This window comes from Type-F symbiont of Plautia stali, from assembly GCF_059731105.1.
The window spans coordinates 1,321,555-1,339,375 of sequence record NZ_AP035909.1 but is presented as its reverse complement, the minus strand read 5'-3'; the positions used below and the strand labels follow the sequence as shown (position 1 = coordinate 1,339,375).

Below are 17,821 nucleotides of genomic sequence, written 5' to 3'. Positions count from 1 at the left end.
GCTGCATAGCCGTGCTTGGTTACCCTTTCGCACTGAGCGGGTGGGGAAATTTAGTCAAATAAGAGGATATCCGGGCGATTAAAGCCAGATTAAATCAGGGAAAATCCGGTGCGGGAACGCACCGGAGAAGGTCTGTCAGGCGCGCTGGCTGATTTTCCCGAGCTGCACAAAATAGTCCGGGAAGGTTTTTGCCGTACAGCCTGGATCAAGAATGGTGACCGGCGTATCAGAGAGCGCCACCAGAGAAAAACACATCGCCATGCGGTGATCGTTATAGGTGCCAATATCCGCATGAATCAGTGTCGCTGGCGGCGTGATGCGGATGTAGTCATGGCCCTCTTCGACCTCTGCGCCTACTTTACGCAGTTCAGTGGCCATGGCGCTCAGCCGGTCGGTCTCTTTTACCCGCCAGTTATAAATATTACGTAACTGCGTTGTCCCTTCTGCAAACAGTGCCGTGGTCGCAATGGTCATCGCCGCGTCCGGGATATGGTTCATATCCATGTCGATCGCCTGCAGTTTTCCGGCGGTGCAGGCAATATAGTCATCGCCCCACTCAATGCTCGCGCCCATCTTTTCCAGCACGTCAGCAAAACGGATGTCACCCTGCATACTCTTACGTCCGATACCGGTGACCCGAACTGTTCCGCCTTTAATCGCGGCGGCGGCCAGGAAATAGGAGGCGGAAGAGGCGTCGCCTTCGACCAGGTAATCCCCTGGCGACTGATACTGCTGCGCACCTTTGATCAGGAAGCGTTGATAGTTCTGATTTTCAACGTCGACGCCAAAGCACTGCATCAGATTGAGCGTGATGTCGATGTAAGGTTTCGATACCAGATCGCCTTTAATGGTGATGCAGGTGTCCTGCTGAGCCAGCGGCGCAGTCATCAGCAGTGCCGTCAGGAACTGACTGGAGACGCTGCCATCCACACTGACGTCACCGCCGGTAAATCCCCCGCGTAAACGCAGCGGCGGATAGTGTTCGTTTTCCAGATACTCAATGGTCGCCCCACCCTGACGAAGCGCATCCACCAGATGGCCGATTGGGCGCTCTTTCATGCGTGGTTCGCCGGTCAGTTCGACATCGTGCTGACCCAGGCAAAGTGCTGCTGCCAGCGGGCGCATTGCGGTTCCGGCATTCCCCAGAAACAGCGACAGCGATTGTGCGGCATGCAGCGGGCCGCCATTCCCCGTCACTTCACACACGGTGCGATCGTCTGAAAGGGTATAGCTGACGCCCAGTGCGGTCAGCGCATTCAGCATGTGCTTTACATCATCGCTGTCGAGTAAATTGGTGAGTCGGGTGGTGCCTTTTGCCAGTGCAGCCAGCAGCAGTGCACGATTGGAAACGCTCTTGGAGCCAGGCAGATTTACCGTGCCGTCGACGCGCGCAATCGGTTGGAGAGTCAGGGAGTCCTGCATGTGAAACGAAATCCTCAAAAAATACAGAGACCTCGTCGCAGGACGAGGTCTGGCATCAGCATCAGCGCTGATATCTTATCGGTTAGCCGTGACGGCGTTCAAAATCTACCATGAAGTCGGTCAGGGCCTTAACACCTTCCAGCGGCATCGCATTATAAATAGAGGCGCGCATACCACCTACTACACGATGTCCTTTAAGCGCATGTAATCCATTCTTAAATGACTCTTCCAGGAACAGCGCATCCAGTGAGGCATCGGCCAGCTGGAAAGGAATGTTCATCCGCGAGCGGTTTTCTGTCGCCACATCATTGCGATAGAAGTCGCTGCCATCAATCACACCGTAAAGCAGGTCAGATTTTGCCTGATTGATGCGATCAATTTCAGCTACACCGCCTTTCTCTTTCAGCCATTTAAACACCAGACCCGAAAGGTACCAGGCAAAAGTCGGTGGCGTGTTAAACATGGAGTCGTTATCGGCCAGAACTTTGTAATCGAGGATAGAGGGAACAGAGCTGTGTGCCTGACCCAGCAGATCTTCGCGTACTATGACCAGCGTCAAACCAGCCGGGCCCACATTCTTCTGCGCGCCGGCATAGATCACACCGTAACGGCTGACATCAATCGGACGTGAAAGAATGGTAGAGGAGAAGTCAGCGACCACGGTCTTGCTGCCAAAATCGGGCTGTTCATCAATAGCGATGCCGTCGATGGTCTCATTCGGACAGTAGTGCAGGTAAGCGGACGCTTCGCTGACGGCCCATTCGCGCATCGGCAGAATGGCACGTTTACCGTTACGGGTTGTTTTGACATCCAGCGTACGCGGGGAGCAATACTTTTCCGCCTCTTTAATGGCACTGTGCGCCCAGTAACCGCCATCAACATAGTCGGCCGTTGTCGCGGACCCCAGCAGATTGCCCGGCACGGCAGCGAACTGCGCACGTGCGCCCCCATGACAGAATAAAACTTTGTAACCGGCCGGGATTTTTAGCAGATCACGGAAGTCCTGTTCGGCTTCCTCAGCCACCTGAATAAACTCTTTACTGCGGTGACTGATCTCCATTACAGAGGTACCCAGACCGCGCCAGTTCGTCAGTTCCTGTTCTGCACGACGGAGCACTTCTACCGGTAGCATCGCCGGGCCAGAGCTAAAATTATAAACCTGCGTCATTTCCCCTCACCACTGTCATATCGAACGGTTATGAATAATCATCCGGTTTTATCACTGCATTCTGATAGCTGCAATCATAAATCAGGAGGCGGTCACATTTTCTGACTCTGCCGCGCCGGATGTTATGTTACTAATGCAAACCTGCACGAAATTTTGTGAGGCGTCGTTCAGCACGATAAAAGTGCGTCTGGCCGGTAAAGCGAAGTAATGGAAAACTACGGCGGTAAATTTATCCCGCCCTGATAGCGGTCTTCAGGCAAAATCCGTATCATGGCGCGCTTTACGCACCCTATGACAACTGAGAGAGCGGCACTATGACGCAAACATTTATCCCGGGCAAAGATGCCGCACTGGAAGACTCCATTGCGCGTTTCCAGAATAAGCTGCAGGATCTTGGCTTTAATATTGAAGAAGCTTCCTGGCTGAATCCTGTTCCCCATGTCTGGTCTGTGCATATTCGCGACCGCGATTGCCCGCTCTGTTTTACCAACGGCAAAGGCGCCAGTAAAAAAGCGGCGCTGGCCTCCGCGCTGGGCGAATATTTTGAGCGTCTCTCAACGAACTATTTCTTTGCTGACTTCTGGCTTGGAAAAAAGATCGCGAACGGCGATTTTGTTCACTATCCCAATGAAAAATGGTTTGCTGTCCCTGAGGATGAATCTTTACCTGAGGGGATTCTGGACCCGCGTCTGCGCGACTTTTACGATCCAGACCAGGCGCTGACGGCGTCCGGATTAATCGATCTGCAGTCCGGTAATGCTGAACGGGGCATCTGTGCCCTGCCGTTTACCCGCCAGTCCGACCAGCAAACTGTTTATATCCCGATGAATATCATTGGTAACCTCTATGTCTCTAACGGCATGTCGGCGGGCAACACGGCCAATGAAGCACGTGTTCAGGGGCTCTCTGAGGTGTTTGAGCGTTACATCAAAAACCGCATTATTGCTGAAGCTATCAGCCTGCCGGCGATCCCGGATGAGGTGATGCAGCGCTACCCTGACGTGATCGAAGCGATTGCCCGTCTTGAAGCGGAAGGTTTCCCGATTTTCGCCTACGACGCCTCACTGGGCGGTAAATATCCGGTGATCTGCGTGGTGCTGTTTAACCCGGCCAACGGGACCTGTTTTGCTTCCTTTGGGGCGCATCCCGATTTTGGCGTTGCGCTGGAGCGTACCGTCACCGAGCTGCTGCAGGGCCGGAGCCTGAAAGATCTGGATGTGTTTACCCCACCGACGTTCGACGATGAAGAAGTCGCCGAGCACGCCAACCTTGAAACCCATTTCATTGATTCAAGCGGCCTGATCTCCTGGGATCTGTTTAAAGAGACGGCGGATTATCCCTTTGTGGACTGGTCCTTCGCGGGCAGCACTGAAGAGGAGTTTGCCACACTGATGGCGATCTTTGCTTCAGAAGATCAGGAAGTCTATATCGCTGACTATGAGCATCTGGGTGTCTACGCCTGTCGCATCATCGTGCCTGGCATGTCTGATATCTATCCGGCAGAAGACCTCTTCCTGGCAAATAACAGCATGGGAGCGGGCATACGTGAAACCCTGCTGGCACTGCCTGACAGCAACTGGAATCCGGAAGAGTATCTCGATTTAATCGGGCAACTGGATGACGAAGGTTTCGATGACTTTACCCGCGTCCGCGAGCTGCTGGGTCTGGCCACCGGTAAAGATAACGGCTGGTCGACGCTGCGTATGGGTGAATTAAAGGCGATGCTGGCTCTGGCAGGTGGCGATCTGGAGCAGGCCCTGATCTGGACAGAGTGGACAATGGAATTTAACAGCTCTGTCTTTACGCCAGAGCGGGCAAATTACTACCGCTGCCTGCAGACCCTGCTGCTATTAGCGATGGAAGATGAGCGTGACCCGCTGCAATACCATCATGCCTTCACGCGGATGTATGGTGAAAGCGCAGTGGAAGCCGCCTCGGCCGCCATCAGTGGTGAACAGCCGTTTAACGGACTTCAGGCGGTTGATGATGAGCTGCTGGCATTCCCTGCTCATCAGTCTCTGCTTGCGGCTTACGAAAAACTGCAAACGGCCAAACGCCACTACTGGAAAAACGCGTAATTCCTGACGCGTCAGCGGGTCGATAGTCGATCCAGCATGGCACTGCATTTACCGGGTGCCATGCTATTTTCTTTTCATGAAACATTAGCTGCATTAAATCCCTTTCCCGCAACATCCCATTGTTTTGTTTAACATGCGGATGACCAATCAACTACAAATGCCATTCCGGGCAGGCAATCACAGACCTGACATTAAAATAATCCTGCATATTTTAAAAAATATTTAATTAAATAAATTCAATATCTTACAACAAAATCATTCAGTTTTCCTGTGACAAAACGGTTACCGTTCCGGCAAACATGATCCACATCAATTACTTGCTACTACTCCTTTGTTACTATTTTTTCAGACAACTTCTGGAGTAAGTTAGTGTGAAAACTGACAACCCTTTTAATCTATTACTTCCGGCCGCAATGGCAAAAGTTGCTGAAGATGCCGGAATTTATAAAGCCACCAAACACCCCTTTACCACTTTCTTTCTGGCGTTAACCGCTGGCGTATTTATCTCAATCGCATTCGTTTTTTATATCACAGCCACCACCGGCAGCGGCACAATGCCCTATGGCATAGCCAAACTGATTGGGGGTATCTGCTTCTCACTCGGCCTGATGCTGGTTGTCGTGTGTGGTGCCGATCTCTTCACATCGACGGTCCTCATCGTTGTGGCCAAAGCCAGTGGACGTATCAGCTGGGGCCAGCTGGCCCGTAACTGGATCAACGTTTATGTCGGTAACCTGGGCGGTGCCCTCTTCTTTGTCGCACTTATGTGGTTTGCCGGACAACATATGGTTGCCAACGGTGCCTGGGGATTAAATGTGCTGCAGACCGCCGATCACAAAATGCACCACACCTTTATTGAAGCGGTCTGCCTGGGCACATTGGCTAATCTGCTGGTCTGCCTCGCGGTCTGGATGAGTTATTCCGGCCGTAGCCTGACCGATAAGCTGGTGGTGATGATTCTGCCCGTTTCGATGTTTGTAGCCAGTGGTTTCGAACACAGTATCGCCAACATGTTTCTGATCCCCTATGCCATTACTATCCGCGACTTTGCGACACCCGAGTTCTGGCAGGCGGCAGGGGCGACAGCAGCACAGTTTCACTCACTGACCGTCACTCACTTTATTCTCGACAACCTGATTCCCGTAACCCTGGGTAACATTATTGGCGGCGGCGTTCTGGTTGGTCTGACTTACTGGGTGATCTATCTCCGTAAAGGTGACCCGGTACACTAAACGTATTTTTGATGGCACAGCCCATCCGCTGTGCCTGACCGTAACAGTCTCTTCATCTAAGGCAGGTATAGTATGACCGAACTTAATGCAAAACTGGCCACAGCATGGGAAGGATTTGCTGAAGGCGAATGGCAGAATAGCGTCAACGTGCGCGATTTCATTCAGAAGAACTACACCCCTTATGAAGGTGATGAGTCATTCCTGGCGGGTGCAACTGAAGCCACTACCAAATTGTGGGAAAGCGTGCTGGAAGGGATCAAAATTGAGAACCGCACCCACGCGCCTGTCGATTTTGACACCGATCTTGCTTCAACCATCACCTCACATGACGCTGGCTACATCATCAAGCCACTGGAAAAAATCGTAGGTCTGCAGACTGAAGCCCCTCTGAAGCGCGCCATTATTCCTTACGGCGGCATCAAAATGGTGGAAGGCTCATGCAAAGTTTATGGCCGTGAGCTTGATCCTTCACTGAAAAAAATCTTTACCGAATACCGTAAAACCCACAACCAGGGTGTGTTCGACGTCTATACACCCGACATCCTGCGCTGCCGTAAATCCGGTATTCTGACCGGTCTGCCGGACGCGTATGGTCGCGGACGTATCATCGGTGACTACCGTCGTGTCGCGCTCTACGGCATCGATTTCCTGATGGCGGATAAATTCGCACAGTTCACCTCACTGCAGAACGATCTGGAGAATGGCGTAAATCTCGAAGCAACGATTCGTCTGCGTGAAGAGATCTCTGATCAGCACCGTGCGCTGGCGCAGATCAAAGAGATGGCGGCAAAATATGGCCACGACATTTCCGGCCCGGCCACCAACGCTGCCGAAGCGGTACAGTGGACCTACTACGGCTATCTGGCCGCCGTGAAATCACAGAATGGTGCTGCGATGTCCTTTGGTCGCGTATCCACCTTCCTGGATGTCTACATTGAGCGTGACCTTAAAGCCGGTAAGCTGACAGAAGAACAGGCCCAGGAGCTGATCGACCATCTGGTGATGAAACTGCGCATGGTCCGCTTCCTGCGTACACCTGAATATGATGAGCTGTTCTCAGGCGACCCAATCTGGGCCACTGAATCCCTGGCCGGTATGGGCGTTGATGGCCGTACGCTGGTCTCAAAAAGCACGTTCCGCTTCCTGAACACCCTCTATACCATGGGCCCGTCACCCGAGCCGAACATGACCATTCTGTGGTCAGAGAAACTGCCGATTAACTTTAAGAAATTTGCCGCTAAGGTCTCTATCGACACCTCATCCCTGCAGTATGAGAACGATGACCTGATGCGTCCGGATTTCAACAATGATGACTACGCCATTGCCTGCTGCGTCAGCCCGATGATTGTCGGCAAACAAATGCAGTTCTTTGGCGCGCGAGCCAACCTGGCGAAAACACTGCTCTATGCAATCAACGGCGGTGTTGATGAAAAACTGAAAATGCAGGTGGGCCCGAAAGGCGACAAAATCAGCGACGACGTGCTGAATTTCGACACCGTCATGGAGCGTATGGATCACTTCATGGACTGGCTGGCAAAACAGTATGTGACCTCGCTGAACATCATTCACTACATGCATGACAAGTACAGCTACGAAGCGGCACTGATGGCCTTACACGACCGGGACGTCTATCGCACCATGGCGTGCGGTATTGCGGGACTCTCTGTAGCGGCGGATTCACTTTCCGCGATTAAATATGCCAAAGTGAAACCTATCCGTGATGAAGACGGCCTGGCAATTGACTTCGATATCGAAGGTGAATATCCGCAGTTCGGTAACAACGATCCGCGGGTGGATGACCTGGCCTGCGATCTGGTTGAACGTTTCATGAAGAAAATCCAGAAGCTGACCACCTATCGCAATGCCGTGCCGACTCAGTCTGTCCTGACCATTACGTCAAACGTGGTATATGGTAAGAAAACCGGTAACACCCCGGATGGACGCCGCGCTGGTGCACCGTTCGGACCAGGTGCTAACCCGATGCACGGTCGCGACCAGAAAGGTGCGGTAGCGTCACTAACCTCCGTTGCGAAACTGCCGTTTGCCTATGCGAAAGATGGTATCTCGTACACCTTCTCCATCGTGCCGAACGCGCTGGGTAAAGATGATAACGTGCGGAAAACCAACCTTGCCGGTCTGATGGATGGTTACTTCCATCATGAAGCCAGCATCGAAGGCGGTCAGCATCTTAACGTCAACGTGATGAACCGTGAAATGCTGCTGGACGCGATGGAGCATCCTGAGAAGTATCCACAGCTGACCATCCGCGTTTCCGGTTATGCTGTTCGCTTTAATTCGCTGACTAAAGAGCAGCAGCAGGATGTGATTACCCGTACCTTTACTCAGTCACTGTAATCACCGCCCTACCCGCTTAAAAAGGCTCCTCGCGGAGCCTTTTATTTAAAAGTCTGTTCTGGTGGTCGTCTCTGTGAAGGTGTCCACCAGAATCGATTTCCTGCCCTGAGCGCAACAGAGATTGCGCCGTCTGTTACGGCAGACTCACTGGAGAAAACATCGCAATGTCAGTTAACGGTCGTATCCACTCATTTGAATCCTGCGGCACCGTCGATGGTCCCGGCATCCGCTTCATTACCTTCTTCCAGGGCTGCCTGATGCGCTGCCTTTACTGTCACAATCGAGATACCTGGGATACCCATGGTGGCAAAAAGATCAGCGTCGAAGCCCTGATGGCGGATGTGCTCTCCTATCGCCATTTCATGAACGCCTCTGGCGGTGGCGTCACCGCATCCGGAGGCGAAGCCATTCTTCAGGCTGAGTTTGTGCGCGACTGGTTTCGTGCCTGCAAGGCGGAAGGCATTCATACCTGTCTCGACACCAACGGTTTTGTCCGCCGTTATGATCCGGTGATCGATGAACTGCTCGACGTGACCGATCTGGTGATGCTCGACCTCAAGCAGATGAATGACGATATCCACCAGATTCTGGTGGGCGTGTCGAATCATCGCACGCTGGACTTTGCCCGCTACCTGCAGAAAAAAGGCAAACGCACCTGGATTCGTTTTGTCGTGGTGCCAGGCTATTCCGACGATGATGATACTGCGCACCGGCTGGGTGAATTCACTCGCGACATGGAGAATGTTGAGAAGATTGAACTGCTGCCTTACCACGAACTGGGTAAGCACAAATGGATTGCGATGGGGGAAGAGTACAAGCTGGATGGCGTGAAGCCGCCGAAGAAAGAGACAATGGAGCGGGTAAAAAATATTCTTGCCAGCTACGGACACGAAGTCATGTACTGACCCGTTTAATGCCAGAAAAGGGAGCCAGTGGCTCCCTTTTTGTTATTCCGCGATCAGGCATGCGCCACTGGCGTGGCATGATGATTCGCTTTACGCAGCAGCATTACCAGATAGATCAGCGCCACCGTCGCAATCATGATAAACAGTGAGCGATCAGAGTAATTCTGCATCAGAACGGAGGTCATCGCCGGTCCCGCCAGACTGCCGACGGTATAACTCAGTAGCAGCGCCTGATTCATGGCAACCAGCTCATGGTGTGACACCGTCTCACAGGCCCAGGACATCGCCACCGGATAGAGTGTAAAGCCCGCGAGGCCGAGCACAAACAGCGACGGTGCCATTGCGGCATTGGCCAGCATCGCCATCGCCCCCAGGATAACCACAAAGACCTGCACCCGCAGCACCAGCATGCGACCAAAGCGGTCAGCCAGACGGCCGATGGGCCACTGACCCACAATCCCGGCACTGACCAGTAACGCCATCCAGTAGCCCACATGAGCATCACTCATTCCCTGATGCGACAGGTAAAGCGGCATCAGACCGTAAAGTGAACCCAGGACGATACCGGAGATAATGCAGCCATTGATGCCAAGGCGCGAACTGCGGCGACGAAGCATAGGCCAGATGCGGGCCGGTACGGGCTCCGCCGCGTCTGCGCTGGCGGAGACGCGGGTAAAGACCAGCGGCAGTACCGCGCAGAACACCAGCGACGTGACCCAGGGGATCACACTTAGCAGCTCTGTTGAGAGTCTGCTGACCAGCAACTGACCGGCCACCGTGCCCAGGTAGTAGACGATCATATAGGCTGCCAGAAGCTGACCGCGGTTACGTACCGTTCCACTGCAGAGTAGCGCACTTTCAACCACCACCCACATCAGCGCACAGCCCACGCCCGCAATAAAGCGCAGCGAACTCCATGCCCAGAAGCCTTCCAGAGTCGCAAGGCAAAGCGTGGCGACAGCAAAAAGTCCGGTTGCCAGGTAATAGCTGCGATTAAATCCGTAGTGTCTGATCAACCAGCCAGCCAGCAGCGTGCCTGCAAGATTACCGGTGTAATAAGAGGAGCTTACGATGCCCACCTGCCAGGTTGTCAGTAAGTCATGGGTCAGCCACAGTGGAACCAGCGTATTCAGTACGGCGATGGCTACGGTCATTAACATCAGGCCGCAAAGCAGCAAAATCACAGGGCGTGACCAGGTTGACATAGGGGATCGAAACCAGAACAGATAAAGGGAAATTGCGCGCAGTTTGCCACTGGCTTTTTTAAAGTCAATGGGTGCCATTTAGCAGCAGCACATTTTGCTGTCCGACAATTTAATTTACTAATCTTCAGTGGGTTACAATCCGACAGGGCATCAGGACATCAAATGCTATCTCTATGAAAATACAGATTTTTAAGCATTACGGCCCATCTGCTTTCGATAACGTTTATTTGTGATGCATTTGACGCTAATCAGGCAGGGTAGTGAAAACTGCGGGCATAAAAAAACCCGGCTGGCGCCGGGTTTAGTCCGTCAGGCTTGCTCAGCCAATGATCTCAGCGCCATTCATATACGGGCGTAAAACCTCAGGCACAATAATGCGGCCATCTTCCTGCTGATAGTTTTCCAGCACCGCAACCAGGGTACGGCCTACAGCCAGCCCCGAGCCGTTCAGGGTATGAACCAGCCGTGGTTTCTTATCCTGTTTATTGCGGCAACGTGCCTGCATACGACGCGCCTGGAAATCGCCCATGTTCGAGCAGGAGGAGATTTCACGATAGGTGTTCTGAGCCGGTAACCACACTTCAAGATCGTAGGTTTTGGTCGATCCAAAGCCCATGTCGCCAGTGCAGAGTAAAACCTTACGATAAGGCAGGTTCAGCAACTGCAACACTTTCTCGGCGTGCCCTGTCAGCTCTTCCAGCGCATCCATCGACTGCTCCGGGCTGACAATCTGAACCATTTCCACTTTATCGAACTGGTGCATACGGATCAGACCGCGGGTATCACGGCCGTACGAACCCGCTTCAGAACGGAAGCACGGCGTATGCGCGGTCAGTTTGACCGGCAGGCTCTCCTCTTCGAGGATTTCGTCACGCGCCAGGTTAGTCAGCGGCACTTCTGCAGTCGGAATCAAGGCATAGTGGCTGCTGTCTGACTCCTCTTCCAGCGGGCGCGTGTGGAACAGATCTTCGCCAAATTTCGGCAGCTGTCCGGTACCGTAAAGCGTTTCGTGGTTAACCAGATAAGGCACATAGGTTTCCAGGTAACCATGCTGCTCAGTGTGCAGGTCAATCATAAACTGACTCAGCGCACGGTGCAGGCGGGCAATCTGTCCCTGCATCACGACAAAGCGCGAACCGGTCAGTTTTACGGCGGCCGCAAAATCCAGGCCTTTGGCTGCTTCACCCAGCTCAACGTGATCTTTAACCTGGAAATCAAACTGACGCGGGGTTCCCCAGCGACTGACTTCCTGGTTTTCGCTGTCATCTTTACCCAGCGGCACTTCGTCTGCCGGAATGTTCGGCAGTGCCAGCGCAAAGTCACGGATTTGATTCTGCAGTTCATCCAGTTCTGCTTTTGCGGCATCCAGGCGTTCGCCCAGCGCGTTCACTTCCTGACGCAGCGGCTCGATATCTTCCCCACGGGCTTTGGCCTGACCGATGGATTTGGATCGGGAGTTACGCTCTGCCTGCAAGTTCTCTGTTTCTACCTGCAGGACCTTGCGACGCTCTTCCAGCGAACGCAGCGTTTCCACATCCAGTTTATATCCCCGGCGTGCCAGTTTTTCTGCGACTGCGTCTGGCTCGTTACGCAGCAGATTGGGATCGAGCATGCTTATCCTGTGTTTAAAAAGTTGGTTGAAAGAAGGGACGCACTCCGGTGGAATGCGTTGAAAACATTGCCCACATTACCGTAACGTCTGTTTCAGCGGTAGCGTTTTGTCGGGCTATTTTGATCCTGTTCAGCCAGCCAGCTTAGCTTTTCGCCAATCTTGCCCTCAAGCCCGCGCTGGGTGGGACGGTAATAGCGGGTGTCAGCCAGTTCCGGCGGGAAATAGACTTCACCTGCGGCATAGGCGTTGGTTTCATCGTGGGCGTAGCGATACTCTTTGCCGAGTCCCATCTCTTTCATCAGCTTCGTTGGCGCGTTGCGCAGGTGTTCCGGCACATCGAAATCCGGATGGTCACGGGCATCCCGCATGGCGGCCTTGAAGGCGGTATAAACGGCATTACTCTTCGGTGCGCAGGCCAGATAAACAATCGCCTGCGCAATGGCGCGCTCCCCTTCTGCCGGGCCTACGCGTGTGAAACAGTCCCATGCGGCAATAGCGACCTGCATCCCGCGCGGATCGGCATTGCCGACATCCTCAGAGGCGATAGCCAGTAACCGGCGCGCCACATAGAGCGGATCGCCCCCGGCGGTGATAATACGTGCATACCAGTAGAGCGCCGCATCAGGCGCAGAGCCACGCACGGATTTGTGCAGCGCCGAAATCAGATCGTAAAAGCGGTCACCTTTGTTGTCGAAACGCGCCGAACGCTCGCCAGACACTTCATTAAGCAACCGGGGCGTGAGCTCCCGCTGGCCGGATGCGGTGGTTTCGGCCATATCGGCCATCATCTCCAGCGTGTTCAGTGCCCGACGCGCATCGCCATTCACCAGCTCAGCGATCATTCTGCGCGTGTTGTCCGGCAGGACAATATCTGTATCGCCGTAGCCACGCGTTTTGTCCTGCATCGCCTGATCCAGCACCTGCTCGATATCTTCCAGCGTCAGGGATTTCAGCAGATAGACGCGGGCGCGCGACAGTAATGCCGAGTTGAGTTCAAAAGAGGGGTTTTCTGTAGTGGCACCAATAAAAGTAATGGTGCCATCTTCGATGTGGGGTAAAAAAGCATCCTGCTGGCTTTTGTTGAACCGGTGCACCTCGTCCACAAACAGGATCGTCCGTCGCCCGGCCTGCTTATTCTGCCTGGCACGCTCAATGGCCTCCCGGATCTCTTTAACCCCGGAGGTCACGGCTGAGATACGCTCCACATCGGCATTGCCATAGTGCGCAATGATTTCAGCCAGCGTGGTCTTGCCGGTCCCGGGGGGTCCCCAGAGGATCATGGAGTGCAGGTGCCCTGCCTCAATGGCACGCGGCAGCGGTTTACCGGCACCCAGCAGATGTTGCTGACCAATGTACTGTTTCAACGTTTCTGGCCGCATACGCGCGGCCAGAGGTTTGAAATTTTCGGTGGAAAAATCCAGGGACAGGTTACTCACCGTGACCTCACTGACGTTGGTCGTCCACCGTCACGCCTTTTGGCGGTGTGAACGTGAATTTGTCCGGGCTGATTGCACCATTCTGCTGACTTTTCAGCTGATAATCGCTGCGTTGCCCATCCTGTTCCACCGCGCTGAAGCGATTGATGGTTCCGCCAGGCGTTACCTGAATCGTAAACTGTTTCAGATTGCCGTCACTGCTTTTCGGCGTCAGTTCGAAATTGTCGCCCTGCTGTTTGATGTTGTACTGCTTCCAGTCATTGGACTGATTGCGGGCAATCAGCATAAACGGCGTGTTGCTCGTCGCATTCTGCAGCAGGCTGACCGTCGCCTGTTCAACAAACGGGTTGTAGAACCACAGCGATTTGCCGTCAGAGATGATGATGCTTTCGTCCGGGGCGGTCATATGCCAGTTAAACAGGCTGGGACGCTTGACCCACAGCTCGCCTTCACCATCCTGCACGCTGGCGCCACTGCTGTCCGTGACTTTTTGTGTGAAGCTGGCGTGGAAGCTGCTGACCTTATTCAGGCGCTGTTGCAGATCACTGGACGCATCAGCCAGCACGCTGGCTGAAGCAAAGGTGGCCAACAGGCCCAGAGCGATTACGCGTAATTTCATCTGCTTCAATTCCTTATTTAAACGTTCCCATCGATGACTGCTTTAAGCCTGGTCGCCGTTCCGCCATCAGGATAGAGGAAAAAACCGAAAGCTGATTCAGATATGGGGGATAAACCGCATAAAAACAATGAGCCAGTCGGAACTGGCTCATCAAGACGTGTTACAACCTGTTAACCGTTACATATCGTGTGGCGGTGGCGACAGCACTTCACGGTTGCCATTGTGTCCGGGTGCAGAGACGATACCCTGCGCTTCCATCTGTTCAATGATCCGTGCCGCGCGGTTATAGCCGATACGGAACTGACGCTGCACGCCTGAAATGGACGCGCGGCGCTTGTCGATGACAAAGCTGACAGCCTGATCGAACAGCGGATCCAGCTCTTCATCACTCTCCATTCCACCGGCACTTTCGCTCTCTTCGCCCGCCGTAATATTTTCGATATATTGCGGACGGCCACGCGCTTTCCAGTCCTGAACCACCGCGTGCACTTCCTGGTCGCGAACAAACGCGCCATGAACACGAATCGGTATTGAGGAGTTTGGCGGCATGTAGAGCATGTCACCCATACCCAGCAGCGACTCTGCGCCACCCTGATCGAGGATGGTGCGTGAATCAATTTTGCTGGAAACGGTAAAGGCGATACGTGTCGGGATATTCGCTTTAATCAGACCGGTAATAACATCGACAGAAGGACGCTGTGTGGCCAGCACCAGGTGAATACCGGCAGCACGGGCTTTCTGTGCCAGACGCGCAATCAGCTCTTCAACCTTTTTACCGACCGCCATGATCAGGTCAGCAAACTCATCGACCATCACTACGATGTAAGGCAGTTTCTCCAGCACCGGCGGCGTCATATCCATACTGTCACCCGGCTTCCAGAACGGATCAGGAATCGGCCGTCCCATCGCTTCCGCCTGCTCAACTTTTTCGTTGTAACCCGCCAGGTTACGCACGCCCAGCGCCGACATCAGCTTGTAGCGACGCTCCATCTCACCCACGCTCCAGCGCAGCGCATTCGCCGCATCCTTCATGTCGGTTACCACTTCCGTCAGCAGGTGCGGAATGCCTTCATAGACCGACAGTTCGAGCATTTTCGGGTCGATCATGATGAAGCGCACTTCTTCCGGCGTCGCCTTGTAAAGCATGCTGATGATCATGGCGTTTACGCCCACCGATTTACCGGAACCGGTCGTACCGGCAACCAGCAGGTGAGGCATTTTCGCCAGATCGGCGACGACTGGCTGACCGGCAATGTCTTTACCCAGCACCACAGCCAGCGGAGAGGTATTGTCACGGAATTTAGGACAATCCACTACTTCACGCAGATAGACGGTCTGACGATGCTTGTTAGGCAGTTCCAGACCGACATAAGGTTTGCCTGGGATGACTTCCACCACACGCACCGCGACTGTCGACAGTGAGCGAGCCAGATCGCGTGACAGGTTGGAGATACGTGCCGCTTTCACACCCGGCGCCAGGTCAAGCTCGAAACGGGTGATGACCGGCCCCGGTGAAATGCCGACCACCTCCGCCTTGACGCGATAGTCACCCAGACGCGACTCCACCAGGCGGGCAGTCTGCTCCAGCGAGAACATATCTACCGGCTCTTCCTCTTCCGGCGGTGCGGTCAGCAGATCCAGCGAAGGCAGCGGTGTGGAAGGTTTCTCCAGCGGCTGCTCATGGCGCATCAGGAATGGGTGGATCAGGCTGTCATGCAGTGACGGCTTCGCTTCTTCAACCGGCTGAACCGGTGCCACAGGCGAACCATAAGCGGGCGCAGCATTGTCCGCAGCCGGTGCATGATAAGCAGGAGCCGCTGGCGGAGCATAGGCGGGCTCTGCCGGCGCATAGCGTGGGGGAGCCGGAACCTGAGCCGGAGCCTGCGGTTCTGACACCTCACGCACCTGCTGCCAGGGTTCATGTGAAACCGCCGGCGCTTCCGGTTCCGGCGTAGCGGCAATGGTGAACAGCGGTTCAGACGGGCCTTCATCAACCAGATCTTTCATTGGCGAAAAATCAAAGGCTGACGCGGTATCCAGATTAAAGACCGGTTCTTTTCGCTCTTGAGGTTCATAGCGCTGCTGCTGCTGTTCGGCGAACTGCCGCGCCAGGGCGGCCTGCTGCTGCGCCTCCTGTTCTTCCTCATCATCCTGCTGCCAGCCGGCGCCATACCGCTGCTGCTGTTCAGACTGGAAGGCCTGGCGCAGTTCAGCCTGCTGCTGCGCTTCTTCAGCCTCCTGAGTCGGAAGATCGGATGCAGCCGCAGTTGATTCAGCGCTTTCCGCTTTCGCTTTCTCTTCAGCCATACGCTGCGAAGGTAACTTAATACCATACGAGGCCAGCTCACGGCGGGTAGGCAGTTTTACCGGATTAGGACGCGGCAATGCCGGGCCAATACCCTGCTTAACCTGCGGATTCAGATTCGTTTCAGGTGCCAGGTCAAAGACCGGGGCCGTGCGCGTCGCGGTTCGGGAGGCAGCGGCAGCGGCGGTGACCGCGGCTGTTGCGGCGGGCACCACAGGGTTGACCGGCGTGTCGCGCCAGTTCCCCATTTTCGGCTCATCATCGTCACAGGCACTGAACGCCGGAGCCGCTGGCGCCTCGTCAGGCATTTCAAAGTGATAAAGCGGAGGTGCGGCAGCAGGCGCAGATGCACTCTGCGTTGCCGTCGGCGCAGACGCTGCCGCATAAGCAGGGGCGCTCTGCGCCGGTGCCGGCTGCACAGGCGCAGCTGGCTGCGAGGCCGACAGGCTTTCTGCTGCTGGATGCACCGCTGACGGCGGTACGGCTGCAGGCGCCGCGGACGCAGCAGTTCCTGGCGTTGCCGCTGCAACAGGCGCAGCCGGAGTCAGCAGCACATCGGCTGCTTCTGCGGTAGTGGCGACGGCCGCGCTGGTGGCTGCGGCGGCTTTAGCCAGCAACGGATCCTGCTCAGACGGTGAGGGTTCAGCGGCTTTGCGGGGGGCAGACAGCAGCACATCATCATCCTGATCGTCGGTATGCAGCACAGGCGCGTCATCATACTCACGCGAATCCTGTTCATCCTCTTCCTGCCAGGGTTCATCGTGACGGGAGCGGTTGCTGGCAAAGGTCAGAACGCCCATCACGACCCCACCAATTCTCTCGGCGATAGTGAGCCATGACCAGCCAGTGTACAGCGTGATACCTGCCGCCCAGACGCAGAGCAGCATCAGCGTGCCGCCAGCCGGACTGAACCAGGGAGCGATGGCATTACTCACCAGGCTGCCGATCACCCCGCCTGAGGCAAAGTACCAGATATCATCTGCGTTGAGTGCCGCCATGCCACAGGTGGTAACCACCAGCGCAAGAACGCCGATCAGGCGCAGCCCGACAGCAAAGTAGTCAAAATAGTCCTGATTATCGCGCTGACGGAAGGCAATCCAGCACAGACCCAGGATAACCGGCGGAATGGCGTACGCCATTACACCAAAGATGAAAAGTAAGGTGTCAGCCAGCCAGGCACCGACGCTGCCGCCGATATTGTGAATAGGCTCATGCCAGGCCGTTTGCGACCAGCTCGGGTCGGAAGGGTTAAAACTGACCAGTGAAACCATCAGGTAGATGGCAAACAGCGCCACCAGAATGAGCAACGCTTCCAGCAGACGACGTCCACTGCTCAGCGACTGTAACGTAACGTCTTTATCTTCTGTATATTCCTGGCTCAAGAGGACTCTCCAGGTGCCTGTAAAGTAAGAAGCAACAGCGTCGGGCAAGCCCGACGCTGATCCTGTATGAATTCACAGGAGTGTACCGAAATATCTCAGGTT

General features: G+C 54.6%; 11 protein-coding genes. 4 read left to right on the top strand and 7 right to left on the bottom strand.

All coding sequences use genetic code 11. The features are described 5' to 3' along the window. Positions 1 to 135 precede the first annotated feature (135 nt). Both aroA and serC read right to left on the bottom strand, forming a co-directional pair. Complete coding sequence (aroA, locus tag AC6I7A_RS06255) at positions 136 to 1,422, bottom strand: 3-phosphoshikimate 1-carboxyvinyltransferase (RefSeq protein ID WP_058957455.1); 1,287 nt, start codon at positions 1,420 to 1,422, stop codon at positions 136 to 138. 82 nt (positions 1,423 to 1,504) lie between these two features. Next, the gene (gene serC, locus AC6I7A_RS06250) at positions 1,505 to 2,590 is read right to left on the bottom strand and encodes a 3-phosphoserine/phosphohydroxythreonine transaminase (protein WP_058957456.1); all 1,086 of its coding nucleotides are present in this window, start codon (positions 2,588 to 2,590) and stop codon (positions 1,505 to 1,507) included. Positions 2,591 to 2,904: 314 nt separating this feature from the next. Between serC and ycaO the strand changes: the two genes are divergently transcribed. The 4 genes from ycaO (at position 2,905) to pflA (ending at position 9,160) form a co-directional block, all read left to right on the top strand. Continuing rightward, on the top strand, positions 2,905 to 4,668 hold the full coding sequence (gene ycaO / locus AC6I7A_RS06245) for a 30S ribosomal protein S12 methylthiotransferase accessory factor YcaO (protein ID WP_058957457.1): 1,764 nt from the start codon (positions 2,905 to 2,907) through the stop codon (positions 4,666 to 4,668). A 371-nt stretch (positions 4,669 to 5,039) separates the two neighbouring features. Continuing rightward, positions 5,040 to 5,900, top strand: coding sequence for a formate transporter FocA (gene focA / locus AC6I7A_RS06240; RefSeq protein ID WP_009091118.1), 861 nt, complete (start codon positions 5,040 to 5,042; stop codon positions 5,898 to 5,900). A 72-nt stretch (positions 5,901 to 5,972) separates the two neighbouring features. Then, positions 5,973 to 8,255 carry a formate C-acetyltransferase gene (gene pflB, locus AC6I7A_RS06235; protein WP_009091120.1) on the top strand — a complete coding sequence of 761 codons (2,283 nt, stop codon included), beginning with the start codon at positions 5,973 to 5,975 and terminating at the stop codon, positions 8,253 to 8,255. A 164-nt stretch (positions 8,256 to 8,419) separates the two neighbouring features. Further along, positions 8,420 to 9,160: a pyruvate formate lyase 1-activating protein gene (gene pflA / locus AC6I7A_RS06230; RefSeq protein WP_058957458.1), complete on the top strand. Its 741-nt coding sequence runs from the start codon at positions 8,420 to 8,422 to the stop codon at positions 9,158 to 9,160. 53 nt (positions 9,161 to 9,213) lie between these two features. Here the strand turns inward: pflA and AC6I7A_RS06225 are convergent, their stop codons facing one another. The 5 genes from AC6I7A_RS06225 to AC6I7A_RS06205 form a co-directional block, all read right to left on the bottom strand. Next, positions 9,214 to 10,365, bottom strand: coding sequence for an MFS transporter (locus AC6I7A_RS06225; protein WP_058957478.1), 1,152 nt, complete (start codon positions 10,363 to 10,365; stop codon positions 9,214 to 9,216). Between the two features lie 319 nt (positions 10,366 to 10,684). Next, positions 10,685 to 11,977, bottom strand: a complete 1,293-nt coding sequence (serS, locus tag AC6I7A_RS06220; protein WP_058957459.1) for a serine--tRNA ligase — start codon at positions 11,975 to 11,977, stop codon at positions 10,685 to 10,687. Positions 11,978 to 12,069: 92 nt separating this feature from the next. Next, a complete protein-coding gene (locus tag AC6I7A_RS06215; protein WP_058957460.1) occupies positions 12,070 to 13,413 on the bottom strand; it encodes a replication-associated recombination protein A in 1,344 nt (447 codons plus the stop codon). Between the two features lie 7 nt (positions 13,414 to 13,420). Next, positions 13,421 to 14,032 (bottom strand): outer membrane lipoprotein periplasmic chaperone LolA, encoded by a 612-nt coding sequence (lolA, locus tag AC6I7A_RS06210; protein ID WP_009091130.1) that lies wholly within the window; start codon positions 14,030 to 14,032, stop codon positions 13,421 to 13,423. A 177-nt stretch (positions 14,033 to 14,209) separates the two neighbouring features. Beyond that, a complete protein-coding gene (locus AC6I7A_RS06205; protein WP_058957461.1) occupies positions 14,210 to 17,719 on the bottom strand; it encodes a DNA translocase FtsK 4TM domain-containing protein in 3,510 nt (1,169 codons plus the stop codon). Positions 17,720 to 17,821 lie beyond the last annotated feature (102 nt).